The organism is Pedobacter psychroterrae, from assembly GCF_004331695.1.
Lineage (GTDB): Bacteria > Bacteroidota > Bacteroidia > Sphingobacteriales > Sphingobacteriaceae > Pedobacter > Pedobacter psychroterrae.
In genome coordinates this window covers 35,800-53,064 of sequence record NZ_SJSL01000010.1, presented here as the reverse complement: position 1 = coordinate 53,064, position 17,265 = coordinate 35,800, and the positions used below count along the sequence as shown (strand labels likewise).

Annotated in this window: 13 protein-coding genes; 5 read left to right on the top strand and 8 right to left on the bottom strand. The window is 40.5% G+C overall.

From position 1 onward, the window contains the following. Window positions 1-51: 51 nt before the first annotated feature. The 8 genes from EZ437_RS20755 to EZ437_RS20720 are packed head-to-tail and all read right to left on the bottom strand — an operon-like array spanning window position 52 to window position 8,796. Complete coding sequence (locus EZ437_RS20755) at window positions 52-1,155, bottom strand: right-handed parallel beta-helix repeat-containing protein (protein WP_165500485.1); 1,104 nt, start codon at window positions 1,153-1,155, stop codon at window positions 52-54. Window positions 1,156-1,168: 13 nt separating this feature from the next. After that, window positions 1,169-1,696 (bottom strand): acyltransferase, encoded by a 528-nt coding sequence (locus tag EZ437_RS20750; RefSeq protein WP_131598052.1) that lies wholly within the window; start codon window positions 1,694-1,696, stop codon window positions 1,169-1,171. Then, a complete protein-coding gene (locus tag EZ437_RS20745) occupies window positions 1,693-2,595 on the bottom strand; it encodes a class I SAM-dependent methyltransferase (RefSeq protein WP_131598051.1) in 903 nt (300 codons plus the stop codon). The genes EZ437_RS20750 and EZ437_RS20745 overlap by 4 nt, the downstream gene beginning before the upstream one ends. 10 nt (window positions 2,596-2,605) lie before the next feature. Further along, complete coding sequence (locus tag EZ437_RS20740; RefSeq protein WP_131598050.1) at window positions 2,606-2,848, bottom strand: acyl carrier protein; 243 nt, start codon at window positions 2,846-2,848, stop codon at window positions 2,606-2,608. A 29-nt stretch (window positions 2,849-2,877) separates the two neighbouring features. Beyond that, complete coding sequence (locus tag EZ437_RS20735; protein ID WP_131598049.1) at window positions 2,878-4,332, bottom strand: O-antigen polymerase; 1,455 nt, start codon at window positions 4,330-4,332, stop codon at window positions 2,878-2,880. After that, a complete protein-coding gene (locus EZ437_RS20730) occupies window positions 4,325-5,608 on the bottom strand; it encodes a lipopolysaccharide biosynthesis protein (RefSeq protein WP_131598048.1) in 1,284 nt (427 codons plus the stop codon). Before EZ437_RS20730 ends, EZ437_RS20735 begins: the two co-directional genes overlap by 8 nt. 21 nt (window positions 5,609-5,629) lie before the next feature. Continuing rightward, entirely contained in the window at window positions 5,630-7,987 is a 2,358-nt protein-coding gene (locus tag EZ437_RS20725) for a GumC family protein (protein WP_131598047.1), read from the bottom strand. 14 nt (window positions 7,988-8,001) lie between these two features. Beyond that, window positions 8,002-8,796, bottom strand: a complete 795-nt coding sequence (locus EZ437_RS20720; protein WP_131598111.1) for a polysaccharide biosynthesis/export family protein — start codon at window positions 8,794-8,796, stop codon at window positions 8,002-8,004. Window positions 8,797-9,065: 269 nt separating this feature from the next. Between EZ437_RS20720 and EZ437_RS20715 the strand changes: the two genes are divergently transcribed. From EZ437_RS20715 to EZ437_RS20695, 5 genes are all read left to right on the top strand, one after another. Next, window positions 9,066-10,460, top strand: a complete 1,395-nt coding sequence (locus tag EZ437_RS20715; protein WP_131598046.1) for a S41 family peptidase — start codon at window positions 9,066-9,068, stop codon at window positions 10,458-10,460. A 96-nt stretch (window positions 10,461-10,556) separates the two neighbouring features. Next, window positions 10,557-11,711: a glycosyltransferase gene (locus tag EZ437_RS20710; protein ID WP_131598045.1), complete on the top strand. Its 1,155-nt coding sequence runs from the start codon at window positions 10,557-10,559 to the stop codon at window positions 11,709-11,711. 57 nt (window positions 11,712-11,768) lie between these two features. Then, window positions 11,769-12,863 carry an NAD-dependent epimerase gene (locus EZ437_RS20705; RefSeq protein WP_131598044.1) on the top strand — a complete coding sequence of 365 codons (1,095 nt, stop codon included), beginning with the start codon at window positions 11,769-11,771 and terminating at the stop codon, window positions 12,861-12,863. Between the two features lie 10 nt (window positions 12,864-12,873). After that, window positions 12,874-13,956 (top strand): acyltransferase family protein, encoded by a 1,083-nt coding sequence (locus EZ437_RS20700; RefSeq protein WP_131598043.1) that lies wholly within the window; start codon window positions 12,874-12,876, stop codon window positions 13,954-13,956. A 224-nt stretch (window positions 13,957-14,180) separates the two neighbouring features. Further along, a complete protein-coding gene (locus EZ437_RS20695; RefSeq protein WP_131598042.1) occupies window positions 14,181-17,234 on the top strand; it encodes a TonB-dependent receptor in 3,054 nt (1,017 codons plus the stop codon). The last annotated feature ends 31 nt before the right edge of the window (window positions 17,235-17,265 follow it).

Below are 17,265 nucleotides of genomic sequence, written 5' to 3'. Positions count from 1 at the left end.
ATGTGCGTTTTAAATGAACCTTTTGTAAATTCTGAAGGCCGGGCTTAACACCTACTGAACAATGATGTTATGCTTCTTTTTCAAGATGGCTTTTATGCGGTCGGTTTTATAATATTTGAAGGGCGTTTCAATCATAAGCCCACTCAATTCTACCTTCAAACCAAAGGGGCGCAAAGGTAAGCGGATCGGCATTTTTCTGTTGTTAAGCAACGCAGGGCCGCTTATTCTTATCCGGCCATCCAATACACCGTCTAAAGGTTTACCAATGATACCCAACCCAATGCCTGAACTATCGTCGATAGTCTTTATTAACGTAATGTTACTTTTACCACTCGCTCTTCCCAACAGATGCTGCAGAGATATGACGATGCCATATGAAGCGTGGTTAAATGTTACAGTTTCACTAATGGTGATGCTGTCAATAACATCATGATTATGATTTGGCTCTATGTCTATCCCACTTTTTGGATTTTGTCCGTTCGAATTTGAAATTACACCTCCTATAATCTTTAAACCATTCACCGCTGTAACTGAAAGGCCGTTCCTTCTGTTGTCGTCGAGTAGAGGTTCTATTATAGTAATATTTCTCGCAGGCTTTTTATTCAATTGTCCTATGTAAATTCCATCACCCCAGCATTTAGAGATTTGCGGTTTAACCAGAACTACATTTTCCGATGCCCGGATAGCTATTCCCATACCCCATTGTCCCAACGTATCCAGGTGTTTTCCTTTATCACCAGTAATGACTGGTTGATATATAAATACATTATCTGCGTTATGTACCCGGAGTATTTCATAGGTATTGAGGCGGCTTGGCACCAAAACTATCTTGGAGAGGGTATTGAAAATGATGGATTGTCCAGTTCTCACATTCAGGCCTGAATCGTTTACAAGTACCGGAAAATCAGGCATCAAAACAATCAGGTGAGCATCCATGGCGGCCTGTACGTAACGGGTATAGTCGATGGTGCCGTCCGTTACGTAATTTATTGGTAAAACTGATTCAATGGGAAAGGCCCGACGTTTAAGCTGATCTGCTTTTTGCACCAGCGAGGAAGGTATCTTCCTTTCCAAATATTCAGCGGGCACAGGCTTATAAACATACCCGTCACTTTGTGCATAGCAGCCAAATGCAACTGCCAGCAGGCACATCATTATCAATAGATTTTTAACAGGGCAGGACATCATTATGGGTTTCGACGATAAATTTTGCGGGAGAACCCGAATATATACAGTCCGGTTGTTTGAAGGCTTTTGTCAATACAGAACCGGCAGCGAGTACAGACCGCTCCGGCAGGATGCTTCCTGCGGTTACAGAGCAGTTACCCGCAATCCAGGAGCCCGCTTTAATTTTTATAGGTTTTGGCACATGCGGGCCATTTCGATAAGACGTTTTATAGAATGTATGATTACCACCTGATATCACACAATTAGGGCCAATCATCGCTTCGTCCCCAATTTCAAGATCGGTAGCTATAATTACCACTCTATGCCCCATTCCAACATGATCACCGACAACCAATCCACTTAACGAGTTGATGATGACTGTTGACGGCACCTGAAAATCACGGCCACACTGCTTCATCATAAATGAGTAGAGAAATCCTCGGAACCGCATGAAGACCGGAATGTCAGGCAACCATATGGTTGCCATCCTTACGATCCATGAATAAATAATTGATAGCTTTAATTTCATATTTTCTTTAAAAAAGCCGCATACATGACCGGCGTTTTGTTCTTTTTGGCATAAGTAGTTGATTTATTATCTGATATCGCTATTTTTTCTTCGATGATCTGTAACCCTGCCGAATGAAACAACGTGCGTATTTCTTCTTCGTCATTAAAAAGGTAAATGTGATCGAGCATAGGTGAATTAATTGGGGTTGTGATATAGCATACGCCATTTGGTGACAATAAACTGACAGTTTTTGTCAATAGACCCAGAGGGTCTTCTACATGCTCAAGCACTTCACCCATGGTTATAAAATTGTACTCGTTCTCATCAAAGTCATAGACGTTTTTATGGTAGTAGTTTACCCTGTCGTTATCAATAATGCCCTTGGCAAGATCTATAGAACTTTGGCTGATATCAACAAGATCAAATTGTCTTGCCTGGGGAAATAATTCAATAGCTTCATTGAGGTACAATCCATGTCCGCCGCCAATTTCCAGATAGGTACAGAAATCGTTGAAATACTTATGAAAGTTCGTACTGAAAAACAAAAATCGTGTGTATTGATCAGGCCATAAAAACTGCGCTAGCACTAAGCCATGCATGTGAGACACCATCGCCTCCGGGTTGGCATACACAGATTTTTCTACTTCCTCAAACGAAGTATTTGAATATTGACCGGTTTTGATAAATTGAATACGTTCCTGTAGCATCGTCTCCAACATTATTAAATAACGATTAATCCCAAAATCAATGTTCTCCCCCTCCCGTTGTAGATACGCCTCGTACTTCTTAAGAAAAAGGCTGGCTTTATGGTGATATAAATCTCCCAGATCGTGGGTATTGTTACGCAATTTTACTGCGTGATGTAGATTACGGTCTTGAATTTTGTTCAAGATGACCTCAAGATTAAAAGTTATCATACCAGGAATCTTAATTTAGCCTCTGGACAACACTATCAATAATATCTTTTACCCCAACCCAGCTTTGAATTTCCTGTAAATTGAAGCGTACCTCAAAGTTCTTTTCAATCGCAACAGCCAGTTGCAAATGCATCAGGGAGTCCCAATCTTCAATGTCATAAGCCACTGTAGCTTCAGTTATTTGAATATTTTGATTATCCAGCAACTCTGCAAAAATGATATTGATTTGCCTTAAAATTTCTATCCTATCCATTTTTATTATATAAGTGTAAACAACGTTATCTATTCAAGTGACCGTTTAATTAAAAACTTGTCTGTAACCAACCATAGCATTACCATTACTGGAAATATGCGTTTTATATAAAAGAATATGGCATTATCGAGGTCAGCATTAAACAATGTAATCACAAACAATATCCATAATGGCACAATAAAATTCCTCACATCCGAAGCAGCCAGAGAATAGACCCACTTATCAAGAGCCGCAATAAAAAAAGCCAGAGGCAGGAAAATTAAGAAAGCGGTGTAGTAGCCAAAATTCAAAATATATTCGCCCAAGAGGCCAAAGATCCTCGTGGTATAAAATCCTAACACATCACCTTTATAATTATACAGCAATTCTGTGGCTGCTGTTTTTTTTGTGGTTATTGCGCTTTTGTCGACCATAAATGCCGGAAAGAAATGTATAAAACCCAGATAGGTTTCGCCAAGCTTGGGCTGATAGTTTGAATTGTCGTAACGGTAAACCAGGTAGGGCTGTATATCGGCCCGCGCAAAATCCGTAAGCAACATGTCGAATACGTCAAAATTATATTTGTACTCGGACACGTCCAGCTTACCTTCCGTATATGCAGTAACTGCTTCGGTACCACCTTGCTTGTAAAATTTATAGACATACATAAAGCTGACCAGAAAGGCTACCCCAATTACCATCTCTTTTATCTGAAATTTTCTGATAAAAAAATGTAGGATCAGGCAGGCCTGAACCATAGTAAGTACCGTATTGCTGCGACTGCCCCGAAGCCCCCCAAAAAAGATGCAGGCTACAAAAAGTATCGCCAGGAAAATAAAGATGTTTTTACCATTACGCAGCTTAGGACTGTATAAGGCTTTGATGTAGAATATGAATACTAGTGCTATGGGGAAGAATTCAGATATGATAAAAAGGATTCCATAGCCAGCGAAACTTTGCTCTTCGCCCCGTGCCTCATAGGCAGCAATGAAGCCCGAAATACCGCCTAGTTTACTATAAATGAATATTTGGAAGGCAAAACTGATAAAACACAGCAGATAGACATAATTCAGCTTCTTGTTACTTTGCAACAGATAAATTTTGTTTTGTGGTTTTCGAAGTCCGTAAAAGAACCGATAGGCAAACACAAACAGAATAAGACCTATTGCATTCATGGTGGCTATGATCAGTACATAGGGTTCCCATTTTCCTGGCAATATGAGCGAATTATTAAAGATGAGCCAAAAATTCAAGGCAAAATGCAGCAGTGGGGCGAGATAGCAGCTAAACCAAAGTGTACAATAAAAGTAAAATACAAGCGGCAGCCTTAAACCATGCTGTCGGGTAATGTCGATTAGATATACGATTTGGTAAACGGAAATAATGCCACAAACAGTTAGTGGAAGCAAGTACCAGTCAAACGGTACATTTAGCGCCAAGAGCATAAACAGGTTAATTGCACTTGTGACCGCAATCGCGACTGAAATTCGCTCAATATTATTCACCGGCTGTTACTTTAAAGTCAACTATGTTGTCAGGGGAAGACCCTTCAGTCTTTAGTTTTGTGCGGAGCTTCAATAGAATTATTAAAAGCAATAGGGCGGCGGTGCAAAGGTTAACCGTCAGGAAAGTCCAGCCGGCACCGTTGAGTCCATATCTGGGAATCAAAAGATACCCCAATACAAAGGCCAGGGCTACCAGACTTGCGTAAACCGGCAGCTGCATATGCAATATTTTCATAGCGTTGACGGCATTATTTAGCACAAAACCTAAAAATGAAAATACAGACCCTGCAAAGATCAGACATAGCAGAATATGATTGTCTGAGAAATCCTTGTTAAAAAGCAAAGGAAAAAAAAGGTTACTGAAAGGCACCAATACAAATTGAAGCAAGCCTAATCCTGTTATGATCACCGCTTCTTTTTTTAAGGTCGATATGAATTTGCCGTAGTTGCACGCATCATAGTACTGTGCTAGATAGGGCAGGCTGTTTTGTACAACAGCCTGTACAAATATGCGTGTCATTATAATGAGTGAAAGGTATCCGGAAAACAATCCTAGTTCAAAGCTGCTGCGATATTTGTCCAGTATCAGGCGCGGGATATTGGGCATCATATATCCCAGTAAAAGCGACAAACCTGTAAACACCCCCGTCATCAAAAACTTTTTAACCAACGAGTTATCAACTTTGAGGCTGATATTCATTTTCAGACCCTTTAATAGTCTGAAATCTATAAGCATACTGCACAAATAAGCGAGCGGCATCGATATCAATGCCAGCTGATAAGATTTGACCATGCTAAACATAGCTACGTTCAATAGTATAGATAGGATAGACCTAAAGATTAGCATTTTACCGTAAACCTCGTTTTTCTTGCGTTTATGGAATTCTGCATGGATCATATCGCTCACCAGTTCAAAGCTCTTGAAAAATGCACCAAGGAGAAATATGGTTGCGATAGGTTTGTAAAATAAAAAGCCAATAGATGTTACTGTGACAAAGAATAACAGGGCACAGGCAATCCTGATTTTAAGGAACACGTTGAAGCCGTATTCGCCGGCCTGGTCACTCACATGAATGTTGCGGATCTGAAAGGAAAAGAAGGCAAATAGAGGCAATATCCAGGCCATCGCTAAGGCATAATCGCCCATTTGCGCAGTGCCGTATAGTTTGGATAGGAGCATCAAAACTACCCACTGGCTTGCTGCGCTAGCTAAGTTGCCAAAAAATGAATAGTAATAGTTTTTGGCCTGATCTCCCTTCAAAAACCTTTTAACCATATGTGAATGCTACGTTAAGACTCATGACCGCCAGCTAAATATTCGTTTGAACCACGGTTTCTTTTCATATTTTTTCTCATAACCATAGTTGTACTGGTACCCATAATTATAGGCTGGAACATTTTCGCGTCGCCCGTCATTCATAATCAGCATCATGTTTTTGAGCGTTTTTTCTTCAAATATTTCTTTTACAATTCCCACTTGGTTTTTTAGGGTATAGTTATACCTGATTAAATACAATGTTCGGTCGGCAAATGGAGCCAGACTATAGGTATCAGCGATTAAAGCTACAGGGGGGGAGTCAATTATTATATGGTCAAACTTCTCTTTTAGAATCGTAAACAGTTCATTCATCCGCTCACTCAGTAATAGTTCGGAGGGATTTGGCGGCATCTGGCCGCAGCCTATAACATATAGGTTGTCAATATCGGGTACTTTAGTTATAAGGTCATCCAGCTCAATTTTATTTGATACCAGATAGTTGGTAATCCCCTTGGTTACCGATAAACCAATGTCTGACAGTAATTTTGGTTTCCTTAAGTCAAATTCAAGTAACACCACCTTTTTTCCTGCCAATGCCAATGTTGCACCCATATTGATGCAGAAAAAGGTTTTGCCTTCCCCGCTCATGGTAGACGTAACCAGGATCGTCTTGTTTTTATCTTCTGTCGCGGATATCTGGAGTTTACTCCTTAGTAACCGGAATAACTCAGAAAGAACAGTTCGATTTTCTTTCCTCACCAAAAAGCGCTCATTTTGTACTGCATGCAGGATTTCGCCAAGCACTGGAGCGCCGATTTTTTTAATGTCTTCAATGATCGACACTTTGTTGTTAAACAAGCTGATCAATGATATTCCGGAAACAGGTAGCAGCAATGCAGCCATAAACGCAAGGATAATAATCACCGATCTTCTTGGTTTTACCGGGATATTGTCTACATCTGCTTTATCAATAATTTGTACGCTGGCAACAGACGCGGCCTTTGACAGACTAGCCTCCTCTCTTTTTTGCAAAAGATACTGATAAAGAGTTTCTTTAATACTCTGCTGTCTTTTTATTTCTAATAGCTGCCTTTCAATAGATGGGACATGCTGCTTTAAGTTTTCGAACTTGGTGTTTTTATTCTGCAAACTGTTGCGGGCGATAGCCAATCCCTTTTTAATATTTTTTATGTTTTCTAGAATATTTTGGCGCAATGAAACCAGTTGTTCGGCAAGGTTAACGGCTACGGGGCTGTTTTCATAGTTAGACTTTAGCAGCCGGTTTCGCTGTAGCTGCAGCTGGTTATAGTTATTTATTAATTCTGTTAGGGTCGCGTCCTGTATACTCAGCGAACTTGGTACAAGGTCAGTCTGACCCTTACTATCGGTCATGTAATTTTGTATGGATTGTAGTATGCTGATTTGTATGTCGTACTCACTTAGTTTTTGCTCATACTCAACGGTATTTTGCAGATACTGCTGAGATTCAGAACTGATATCAGTAACATCATTCTTTTGTTTATAGGTTTCTACATCCTTTTCAACCCCAGACAGCTCTTCAACTAGGTAAACTAGCCGGTCATCGATAAATACAATGGTTTTAGCGGCGATCTCATTTTTATTTTCTATGGCTTCCAGATTATGAAGCTCAATCAGTTTGTTTAATAAATCTATACCCTTTTGCGGAACCGTATGGTTTATACTCAATTTCAGTACGTTGCCATTTTTGTTGACAGGGGTGATGCTAAGGCTTTCCAGGCAATCATTCACAAGACTTTTTATATCCCGGAAATGCAGCAAAATTTCCCCCTTGCCTGCTGAGGACAGGTTTGCAGTTGAGGTAATCAAGAAGGATCCGTATGGCTTGTTAACCGTCTCACCAAAACGGTAGACTCCTTTGTCGGCACCGTCATCGAGGCTATACTGTGTAGGAGATAATATTTTTAAGACCAATTCTTTTTCGAAAGCAGCAGAATCGAGGCGCCCAGATGTTACCTTGATGGGTAGCGCAGTTCCGTAAATTTCAGTGTTCTTTAGATTACCACGCTTTTCGTAAATAACCTGAAGATTGAGCTCCCTGACCACCCGTTGCATTAAGGTCTTGCCCTTTAGGACTTCTATTTGGTCATCAATGTTTTTACCCGACTGAAAAAGTTCAAGATCACTGAAAAGTCCGCCCATTTTAGAAAGATCGGATCCGTTTTTATCATCAGCTATCAGAATGGTGCTGTCGATCCGGTATTGCGTTGCCGCATACTTCAGATAGACAACCGCTAGTGTCATGCAAAAGATTAATGACAAGGCAAACCAGGCCCAATTACGCGAGTACTTTAATAAAATGTCCTTTACATTAACAGGCTCCAGCGGCTGGAGTTGAAAAGGATTAGGTTCTGGCATACTTCTAACTTTATTTAAAACAACCTTGATATAATAACTGTGACAATTGTAGCCGCAGCTACCACAATTGATAACGTGCGGGTATTGGTGCGTGCCTGGCGCTCTTTAAGCTTATCCGGTTTAATATAAAGCACGTCATTTTGTTGCAGGTAAAAGGAAGGGGATTGCAGGGTATTTTTACTAGTGAGATCAAGATGAGTAATGCTGCGGCTGCCATTCTCCTCACGCATGATCCAGATGTCTTCACGTCTGCCATATATGGTCATATCGCCTGCCAGCCCAAGGGCTTCAAGCACATTTACCCTCCCGTTGGAAATATTGAACACCCCTGGTTTACTAACCTCACCAATCACTGTGATCTTAAAATTCATGAGCTTTATTGTCACAATCGGGTCTTTGGCATAAGTACTTAAATCAGTCCGGATTTTAGCAACACCTTCTTCCAATGTTAATCCGGCCAACTGAACCTTGCCAATTGCGGGAAAAGTAATGCTACCTGCTTTATCTACCAGATAACCAGATGGATCAGCAGTGCTCATATTGCTGGGTAATGCCGATATATTGGTAACGGGCAAAATTCCTTTATTAAATAAATTACTCGATTCGGGATCAATATTAGATACGGTAATTGCAAGTAAATCACCAGACTGGATACGCGGCTCAGTAATATTAGTGATTTTCGACTGATAATCAGCTGTATCACTTATATCACTGAGATATACCAGATTCCGCTTGCTCGCACAGGATGACAAAAGCAGCAGTACAATGATACAACAACTGAAATGTAAATAAGAGAAACTGATGTTCATTAAATTATGATCGTTTTTGCCCATTGTAATTTTACAAAAAGAACGCAATACTGATGCTTTCTGATGGTTGTAAAAATACGCTATCATTATTAGGGGAATGTTATTAATGTGTTTTAGTAATATATTTTACTGAACACATTTTCAATAAATTAGGGCGGAAACTCTATGATTGTTAACGGCTTGTTATCTAAACATTATCTTATTGATTATGGATGGTTTTTCGATCCTCAATTCGTTCGCTTGCGTAATTTTGGACGATATATTAATATATGAATCTGCTTACAAATTATCCCGGAAACATTAGGGCCCAAAATTTATTTATCGCAGCTGCTTGTTGTCTGTGCAGTTTTTCGGGATGTAAAAAGGACCCGGCCACTCCCGGACCCGAGGGGCCAGTAAACAACATTGAGATAAACACCTGGATCACTGATAGCTTAAAGCGCTATTACTATTGGTCGGATGAATTGCCCCTCAACCCAAATAAAGACCAGGTACCGACATCGTTTTTTAATAGTGTCAAATTTAGTGCAGACAGGTTCTCATTCCTTACTTTGCCCGGTGGTGAATCTTCTCAACAGGCCAGCAGTCGCTCTAAATACGGGTTTGACTACGTTATATTTAAAGAGCCTGTAACTAACCAGCCGCTGGGCCTGGTCACATTGGTATTAAATACCTCTGCCGCACAGGGCGCCGGTTTACGCCGTGGTCAGTACTTTACGAAGGTAAATGGCATTGCCCTAACTGAAGCTAATGGTGCCGATCTGCAAAAGGAGATGCTCAACGGAACGTCCCTAAGGTTGACCCAGGCGCAGTTCGACGGTAAGGTAATTAAAGAAGGTAGCACCACTACCATCAACGCAAGTCGAACTTTAGAGCAAATGGCCGTACAAAAAACTTTTTCCCTGAATGGCAATACAACAGGATACTTATTTTTCACTGCCTTTAATGCCCTTGAGCGCAGTAGCTATATGACCGTATTCGCCAAGTTTAAAGCCGATAACATCAGCGACCTCATTCTCGATCTGCGGTATAATGCCGGTGGTGACGTATCCGCAGCAGCTGCGATGTGCAGTATGACCACCAGGTCAGTAATTGAAGCTAGTCCTTTTATCGAATACCGGGGAAACACCCAGGGCGGCATCAGAAAAGAATCGTTTGGCACTGCTGCGGAAGCAGATAACGGTCCTTCTTTTTCGTCCTTACAGCAGCACAACCTTAATCTTCCACGCATTTACGTATTGACGACAAGTGCCACGGCTTCTGCTGCAGAACTGATCATCAACAATCTAAAACCATACATTACTGTCGTTCAGATTGGTCAAACTACGCGCGGTAAAGATGAAGCTTCTATCACCATAAGCGATAAAAGAAGTCCGAAAAGAATTGATGTCACCTTGTATCCGATAGTATATAAATTATATAATTCGTTAGCTAGCGGAGGGTATTCAGCTGGTATAATCCCAGATGAGCTCTTTATTGAATCTGCCAACCTTCCCCTACAGCCCTTTGGTAGCGAGGGTGATCCAATGATCAGCTATGCGCTCAGCAGGATCAGGAATCAGCCCGCAATTAGTTCTAACAGGAGCTTTGGGCAGCAACCCGAACTGTTTAATTCAGCAGCGCAGTTAAATTCAGTATTGTTAACGACTAAAAAATTAAACTAATATTTTGAATTAACAATTATTTAATTCTACCCGGTGAACCGGTTAATATGTAATCAGTACGTTTGATCGTTTATTACTGTTACATATATCCTGTTTATGCAAAGCCTAATTATTCATGCATGGATTCTCCATAAGGTTAATGGAAAATACTTTATTCCCTACACCCACTGGATTTACTTGCAGGAAATCGTCAAACATTTTTCGAAAATCTGTCTTATTTCTCCTGTCAACTTAGACGGTTTACCGGAAAAAACTGATGCATTGTTCTCACTTCATGAGATGCCATCGATAGCTGTACATGAACTGCCTTACAGTGGTGACAGTTATTTATCTTCCGCAAGACATTTTTTAAGCTACTTAAAAGGATATAAAAGCCTATATCGTCACTATGATAAAGTTTACGTTCGTTATCCGGTGCCCTTCGGATGGCTAAGCATGCTATTCTTTAAGAAGGCAGACCGTACTATACATTTTGTTGGGTACCCAATCGAGGTAACAAGATTAACTGCCGAGTTCAGTAGTGTCAAGAAAGCAATCATGATTTCTATGTTCACTCCGGAGCACTTTCTTTACTTAAAGGCCTGCAAAGGTGTAAGAGTTTTCACTAACGGACATCAAATAAAAGGCAAGTTAGCGAAACACGGAATAAACGCTACAGCCGTTACTTCATCCACGCTTATAGATTCGGATTTTAGCTTTGATTCGGCAAAGCAAATTGATGAAAAAAATATCAAACTTATTCATATCGGACAGTTGCGGATATGGAAAAATATAGATGTGATTATTAGAGCCTTTAAAGAGGTTTTAGTTGCCTGGCCGGGTGCTACCCTGACGATAGTCGGTGATGGAGAGGCCCGGGAGCACCTATCAGAATTGGCCAGGGAACTTAATGTCGCAAGTCAAGTAAGTTTTCTTGGTCACGCTTCGAAGCGCGACGAACTTATTGCTCACTTAAGATCACATGATATTTTTTGCTTCTCCAGTGTCGCGGAAGGCTCACCCAGAGTAATACTGGAAGCTATGGCCAATGGTATAAACATCGTTAGTACGCCTGTAGGATCATTGCCGTTTGATTTCGAGCATAATCGAGATATCATTTTTGCCGATGCCAATGACGATTCAGATTTTTCGAGAAAAATCAACTACCTGATAGACAATCAAAATATAGCTTTTGACATAAGGAAAAAGGCCTTTGAGAAAGTAAAAGAATTCACAATTAAGACCTTCATAAAAACAATATTCAGCAATTAGCACTGTCAGCTACCCAAACATCGGAAAATGATTTTAACACTTTAATAGCTTATAAAAATGAGAATATTGGTTACAGGCAGTGCCGGGTTTATAGGTTTTAATCTGGTTAAGTATTTATTAAAAAGAGGGGATGAGGTTGTTGGCATCGACAACATCAACGACTATTACGATATTGACCTTAAGTTAGGTCGTTTAGCCGATACAGGTGTTAATGGAACCCTAAATTATGGTGAGCCGAAGTACAGTGATATTTACCCTAATTATTGCTTTATAAAACTCGATCTGACAGATTTAGATGGCATGAAGAGATTATTTGGAACAGCAAGATTTGATGCTGTTTGCAATCTTGCGGCACAAGCTGGTGTGCGTTACAGCTTAATTAACCCACAAGCCTATATTGATTCCAATATACAGGGTTTTATGAATGTACTACAATGTTGCAAGGACTCGGAAGCGGGCCATCTGATTTATGCGAGCTCATCAAGTGTGTATGGCCTAAATACAAATATGCCGTTTTCTGTTAACAGCAATGTTGATCATCCTATTTCTATTTATGCGGTTACTAAAAAGAGCAATGAGTTGATGGCGCACTCCTACAGTCATTTGTTCCAGTTACCGACCACAGGCCTCCGGTTTTTCACGGTCTATGGGCCATGGGGAAGACCTGATATGGCTTTATTCCTATTTACCAAGGCGATACTGGAAGGCCGGGGTATTCAAATTTATAATGACGGAAACATGAAACGTGATTTTACCTACGTTGACGATATTGTCATGGGCATCGTAGGAGTAATCAATAATCCCGCTTCACCCAATCTACAATGGAATGGAAATCAGCCTGACCCGGCTACAGCTTTATCGCCATACCGCATTTATAATGTAGGTGGCGGCAATCCAATAAGCCTCCTGGATTTTGTACAAGAAATTGAAAAAAGTACCGGCTTAACTGCAAAAAAGGAATATTTACCTTTACAGGCGGGTGACTTGACCCAAACATGGGCAGAGATTGATGCCTTGAATAAACTATCCGGCTATATGCCGACGGTCTCCCTGGCTGACGGGGTCAAAAATTTCGTAGACTGGTACCGTGTATTTTACAACTCAAACCTTGAAGTCAGTGGTAGCAGAAACGGTGCCGGTGTTCTTATGTAAGCTGCCGATAATGAAATTTGGATTAGTTCAGGTACTAAGAGGAGTAGCAGCCATATTGGTGATAATCTATCATTTTTTAGCACACATCGAGAAGAACTTTCATCAAACTTTATACAACCATATTTTAAAGTTTGGCTTGGTTGGAGTTGATTTCTTTTTTGTATTAAGTGGCTTTATCATTACATACGTTCATTATAAAGATCTGATATCAAAAAAAGGATCGAAACTCTTCTTCAAAAAAAGATTTATAAGGATCTATCCATTGTATTGGCTCATTGCGGCAATGTCTGTAGTGATCTTTATTTTTTTTACCCCCAATCGAATGAAGGCGGAGGGACTGACCATGGACCTTAGCTCACCCTATATACTGACCTCTTTACTCCAATCCTTTTTACTAATTCCGCAAAAAGGACTATACCTTGTAGGTGTTGCCTGGACGCTGTCCTATGAAGTCTTATTCTACCTGCTTTTTGGCTTAGGCATAAAATTGGGTTACCGATTTTCAAAAATGGCGCTGCTTACCTGGTTCTTGCTCATCGTATGCAATGCCTTATTTATACATTCAGCCAATTTCTATATCGAATTTTTACTCAACCCAATTATCATAGAATTCATGATGGGTTGCCTGGTAGCATATGCCATAATACATCGGTTAAAAATTGCCGACTGGTTATTATATATACTTCTTTTCCTACTAATTATTGCTTCAGGCTATTTTCTGCAATTTGACGGCCTAAGATTAGAAAGGAACGTTTGGTATGTTCTTCTCCTCGGCACGATGTTTTCCATAGTCACTTATACTGCTGTCAGGACAGACATCAAATACCCCAAATTAAGGTACCCTGCGATCGCTTTACTTTTGGGCGATGCTTCATATTCCATATACCTCTTTCACCAAACGCTTTACAATATACTTTTAAGGGGTTATCAAAAGATAACGACCATAATACCGCTCAGCTTATCGGTGGTATTGATCAGTATGCTAGTAATTACGCTGACATTGGCCATCAGCATTGCCATACACATTTACATCGAAAAGAAAATCCTTCGTTACTTGAAAGGACAAACCCCCAGGTCAACCCTCAGCTCCTGACACCTCGATCGGTAAGTTAACAGTGGCATAATTCAACCTTTATATATTGTCATTTTTACCGCTTTAACAGCTTGATTTATAATGAAATCTTAACAGACGATTTATGATATAGATATTTTACCGGCGTTAATTTGTAACAACGTCGAGACATTATAAATACCGTCCTGACCGCAATGCCAAAAAATACTGATAGTTAAAAAATAATAGACGTTTCAAATCAATTTATGCTCAATTTCTACCTTTCGAAATTACGGTTTTCTTACGCAAAACAGGCCATGCTCATTGTTGCTGTCCTGTGTATACCAGCAATGACAATTGCAAATGATACTATAAATACCGTTTCATTTGCAAAAAGAGCAGTTGGCGTAATTGCTGGTAAAGTTATAGATGAAAAAGGGGAAAGTATTCCGGGGGCAACCATACGCATTGCCGGACAGACTACGGGGGCACAAAGTAGTATGGACGGCAGTTTTTCGTTTAACGTGCAGCCAGGAACTTATACAGTCGAGGTGAGCTATATCTCCTACCAGACCAAAAGAATAACCGAAGTCGTGGTCAAATCGGGTGAAGTTACCAATTTAACGATTTCCTTAAAGCCGCAAAGCAGCGATCTTAAGGAGGTCGTTATCACTTCGACATATAATAAAGCATCATCAGAAGGGCTGTATACACGCCAAAAAAATGCTGCAAGTATAACCAATGGTATCTCAGCAGAGCAAATTGCAAAAACGCCTGATGCAAACGTAGGACAATCACTAAAACGTATCAGTGGAATATCCACCTTCGATAACAAATATGTGATCGTAAGGGGTATTTCAGAACGGTATAACGTGGCCACATTGGATGGTACTCCACAACCCAGCACGGACTTCACCAGAAGGAATTTCTCCTTTGACCTGATTCCCTCCGAGATCATTGAAGGCATCACTGTGGTAAAAACCATTACGCCAGATTTGCCTGTTGGCTTCGCTGGTGGATTGGTACAGGTTACAACAAGAGATATCCCTACCAGAAACTTCATAAGTTTTGGCATGGGTACCGGGATAAACGACCAATCAACTGGAAGAAACTTTTTATCCGGCAAGCGCGGCAAAAACGACTACTTTGGATTTGACGACGGTACCCGTAAGATGGCAGGTTATTTGAAGGCCACTGAAGGGCATAATGCTCCTGGAAGAGATGGTGGCTATACTGAAGGAGATTATGAATTCAGCAAGCAATTTACCAATAACTGGAACTTGTATAAGTACAAAGCGCTACCCAATCAAAATTATTCTCTTGCATTCGGTCAATCTCTCAACCTTAAGACTCCGGGAAATAGAATTGGATATATTGTAGCGCTGAATTACAGGAATTCTCAAACGATTACACACGTAGAGAACAGACGGGACCTGTTTTCAGTAAATGAAAAATTACTTCCCCTGTTTGGTGAGGGTCCAATCGGGACAGGCAGGGTCTATAATTTCAATACCACGTATGGGGGGATAATTAACCTGGGTTACCGAAGCCAGAAAAATCAGATCAGCTTAAGAAACAGCTATAGCAGGATATTTAATAACCCGCTTACAGATGTTTTTGGCTATGATAACAATCTGTCAGATGAAATGATCAGCCCAAGCGTAGCCCCATCTACTGAGCGGATCATTACCGAACCAGATTTTCTGGGACTGTTGCAAAATAAGCTACAGGGCGAGCATCAGCTTAGCACCGTAAAATTGGTATGGGATGTAAGTAGGACAAATGTTTCCCGTCAACGGAAAGATATGCTCCGCAGACAGCTTGACAATAGCAACCAGGCATTCGGTAATTACTTTTACGATGTGGTCAGTGATCAGGCGACAACCGTATTTCCACTTTCCAGACAGGCCTTTACGCTAGATCAGACAGACTATAATTACTCCGTATCTGGATCTAAAGCGCTGATAAAGGAGGGGCCATTCGCAAATACATTCAAAATGGGGTATGTGGGTTTTAGCAAAAAGCAATCGAACACCTTTGTTACTGCTTACTTACGCCCTACCGGCGCAGTGGCGTCTACTACTTTTAATGCCACTAAATCTCAAATTGAAGATGTTCATGATGCTGATCTCTTTGGTGAGAACAGATTGGTATACGATGTTAATCCCTTTGGGATCAATGAGTATTCAGGAAAGTCAAGTTTTCACGCAGGATATGCAATGATCGACCAAAAATTATGGGGTAAATTACGTGCTATCGGCGGACTGAGGGTCGAGTATTTTAAATTGTTTCTTATTGGCGATGCCATTACATCTATTAACGGTCTTTTTTCTCCAGAAACCAACATCATACCTCAGGAAAAAGATATCGACAAAGCTTACAGGGTGCTACCGTCGGCCAACTTTACTTATGCGCTAACGGATGAAATCAATTTACGCACCGCTTATTCGCAGTCAATGGTGCGTCCTGAGTTTAACGAGCGTTCGTTAACCACCAATTTTAATTCTGATCTGCTTGCAGATATTTCTGGTAACATCATTGTCAGCACCAAAGTAGACAGTTATGATTTTCGTGCAGAGTGGTTCCCGGGAGCTGGAGAAGTAGTATCAGCAGGTGCTTTTTATAAATATATGGACCGTCCATTGGAACTGGTGAAACAAAGCGCACAGGCTTTGTATGCTTATAACAACAGCGAATGGGCGAAAAGTTATGGGATAGAAGCTGAGGTCAGAAAAAATCTGGGCTTTATTAATGAAGATCTGCCCCTTTTAAAAAGGTTTGTCGTTTTTAGTAATGCTACAGTCTTGAGATCTGAAGTATTGGGCGTGTATGGTACGTCATTGGTTCCGGTTGATGCTGTCAACCGTCCTAACGATTACTTTTTACAAAATAAGATATCCAAACAAACAAGGCCACTATACGGCCAAACGCCCTTCCTGGTAAACGGAGGATTAGAATACAACGGAGATATATTTGGAATTAATATAGTTCATAATCACACCGGAAGGAAATTTTATATTCTAACTGATGACCTGAGCTTAAACGAGTATGAGGCCCCATATGATCAAACTGACGTCCAGTTAAACGCCAATATTTTCAACAAGAAAGGTAAGATACGTTTGAATCTAGGGAATCTCTTTAACAATACTAACTTTTTCTACAACGGACAGGCCAGCTATGAAAACATCGATCCTAATGGGCCTGAACTGGGTAAAAAGCTCAAACCAGGTTTTTCAGACGGTTACGAGAAAGAGGACTTTGTAACATTCAAAAGACGCATGGGACGCAACGTTACCGTGTCACTTAACTATTCATTTTAAGCAAGGATCATATCCGAAATAACCATCATAA

What these genes read in the sequence shown, in the direction of transcription:
- EZ437_RS20720 (WP_131598111.1), bottom strand. Translation starts at nt 8,796, where the DNA reads ATGAACATCAGTTTCTCTTATTTACATTTCAGTTGTTGTATCATTGTA.
- EZ437_RS20745 (WP_131598051.1), bottom strand. Translation starts at nt 2,595, where the DNA reads ATGATAACTTTTAATCTTGAGGTCATCTTGAACAAAATTCAAGACCGT.
- EZ437_RS20730 (WP_131598048.1), bottom strand. Translation starts at nt 5,608, where the DNA reads ATGGTTAAAAGGTTTTTGAAGGGAGATCAGGCCAAAAACTATTACTAT.
- EZ437_RS20700 (WP_131598043.1), top strand. Translation starts at nt 12,874, where the DNA reads ATGAAATTTGGATTAGTTCAGGTACTAAGAGGAGTAGCAGCCATATTG.
- EZ437_RS20750 (WP_131598052.1), bottom strand. Translation starts at nt 1,696, where the DNA reads ATGAAATTAAAGCTATCAATTATTTATTCATGGATCGTAAGGATGGCA.
- EZ437_RS20725 (WP_131598047.1), bottom strand. Translation starts at nt 7,987, where the DNA reads ATGCCAGAACCTAATCCTTTTCAACTCCAGCCGCTGGAGCCTGTTAAT.
- EZ437_RS20740 (WP_131598050.1), bottom strand. Translation starts at nt 2,848, where the DNA reads ATGGATAGGATAGAAATTTTAAGGCAAATCAATATCATTTTTGCAGAG.
- EZ437_RS20755 (WP_165500485.1), bottom strand. Translation starts at nt 1,155, where the DNA reads ATGATGTGCCTGCTGGCAGTTGCATTTGGCTGCTATGCACAAAGTGAC.
- EZ437_RS20705 (WP_131598044.1), top strand. Translation starts at nt 11,769, where the DNA reads ATGAGAATATTGGTTACAGGCAGTGCCGGGTTTATAGGTTTTAATCTG.
- EZ437_RS20695 (WP_131598042.1), top strand. Translation starts at nt 14,181, where the DNA reads ATGCTCAATTTCTACCTTTCGAAATTACGGTTTTCTTACGCAAAACAG.
- EZ437_RS20710 (WP_131598045.1), top strand. Translation starts at nt 10,557, where the DNA reads ATGCAAAGCCTAATTATTCATGCATGGATTCTCCATAAGGTTAATGGA.
- EZ437_RS20715 (WP_131598046.1), top strand. Translation starts at nt 9,066, where the DNA reads ATGAATCTGCTTACAAATTATCCCGGAAACATTAGGGCCCAAAATTTA.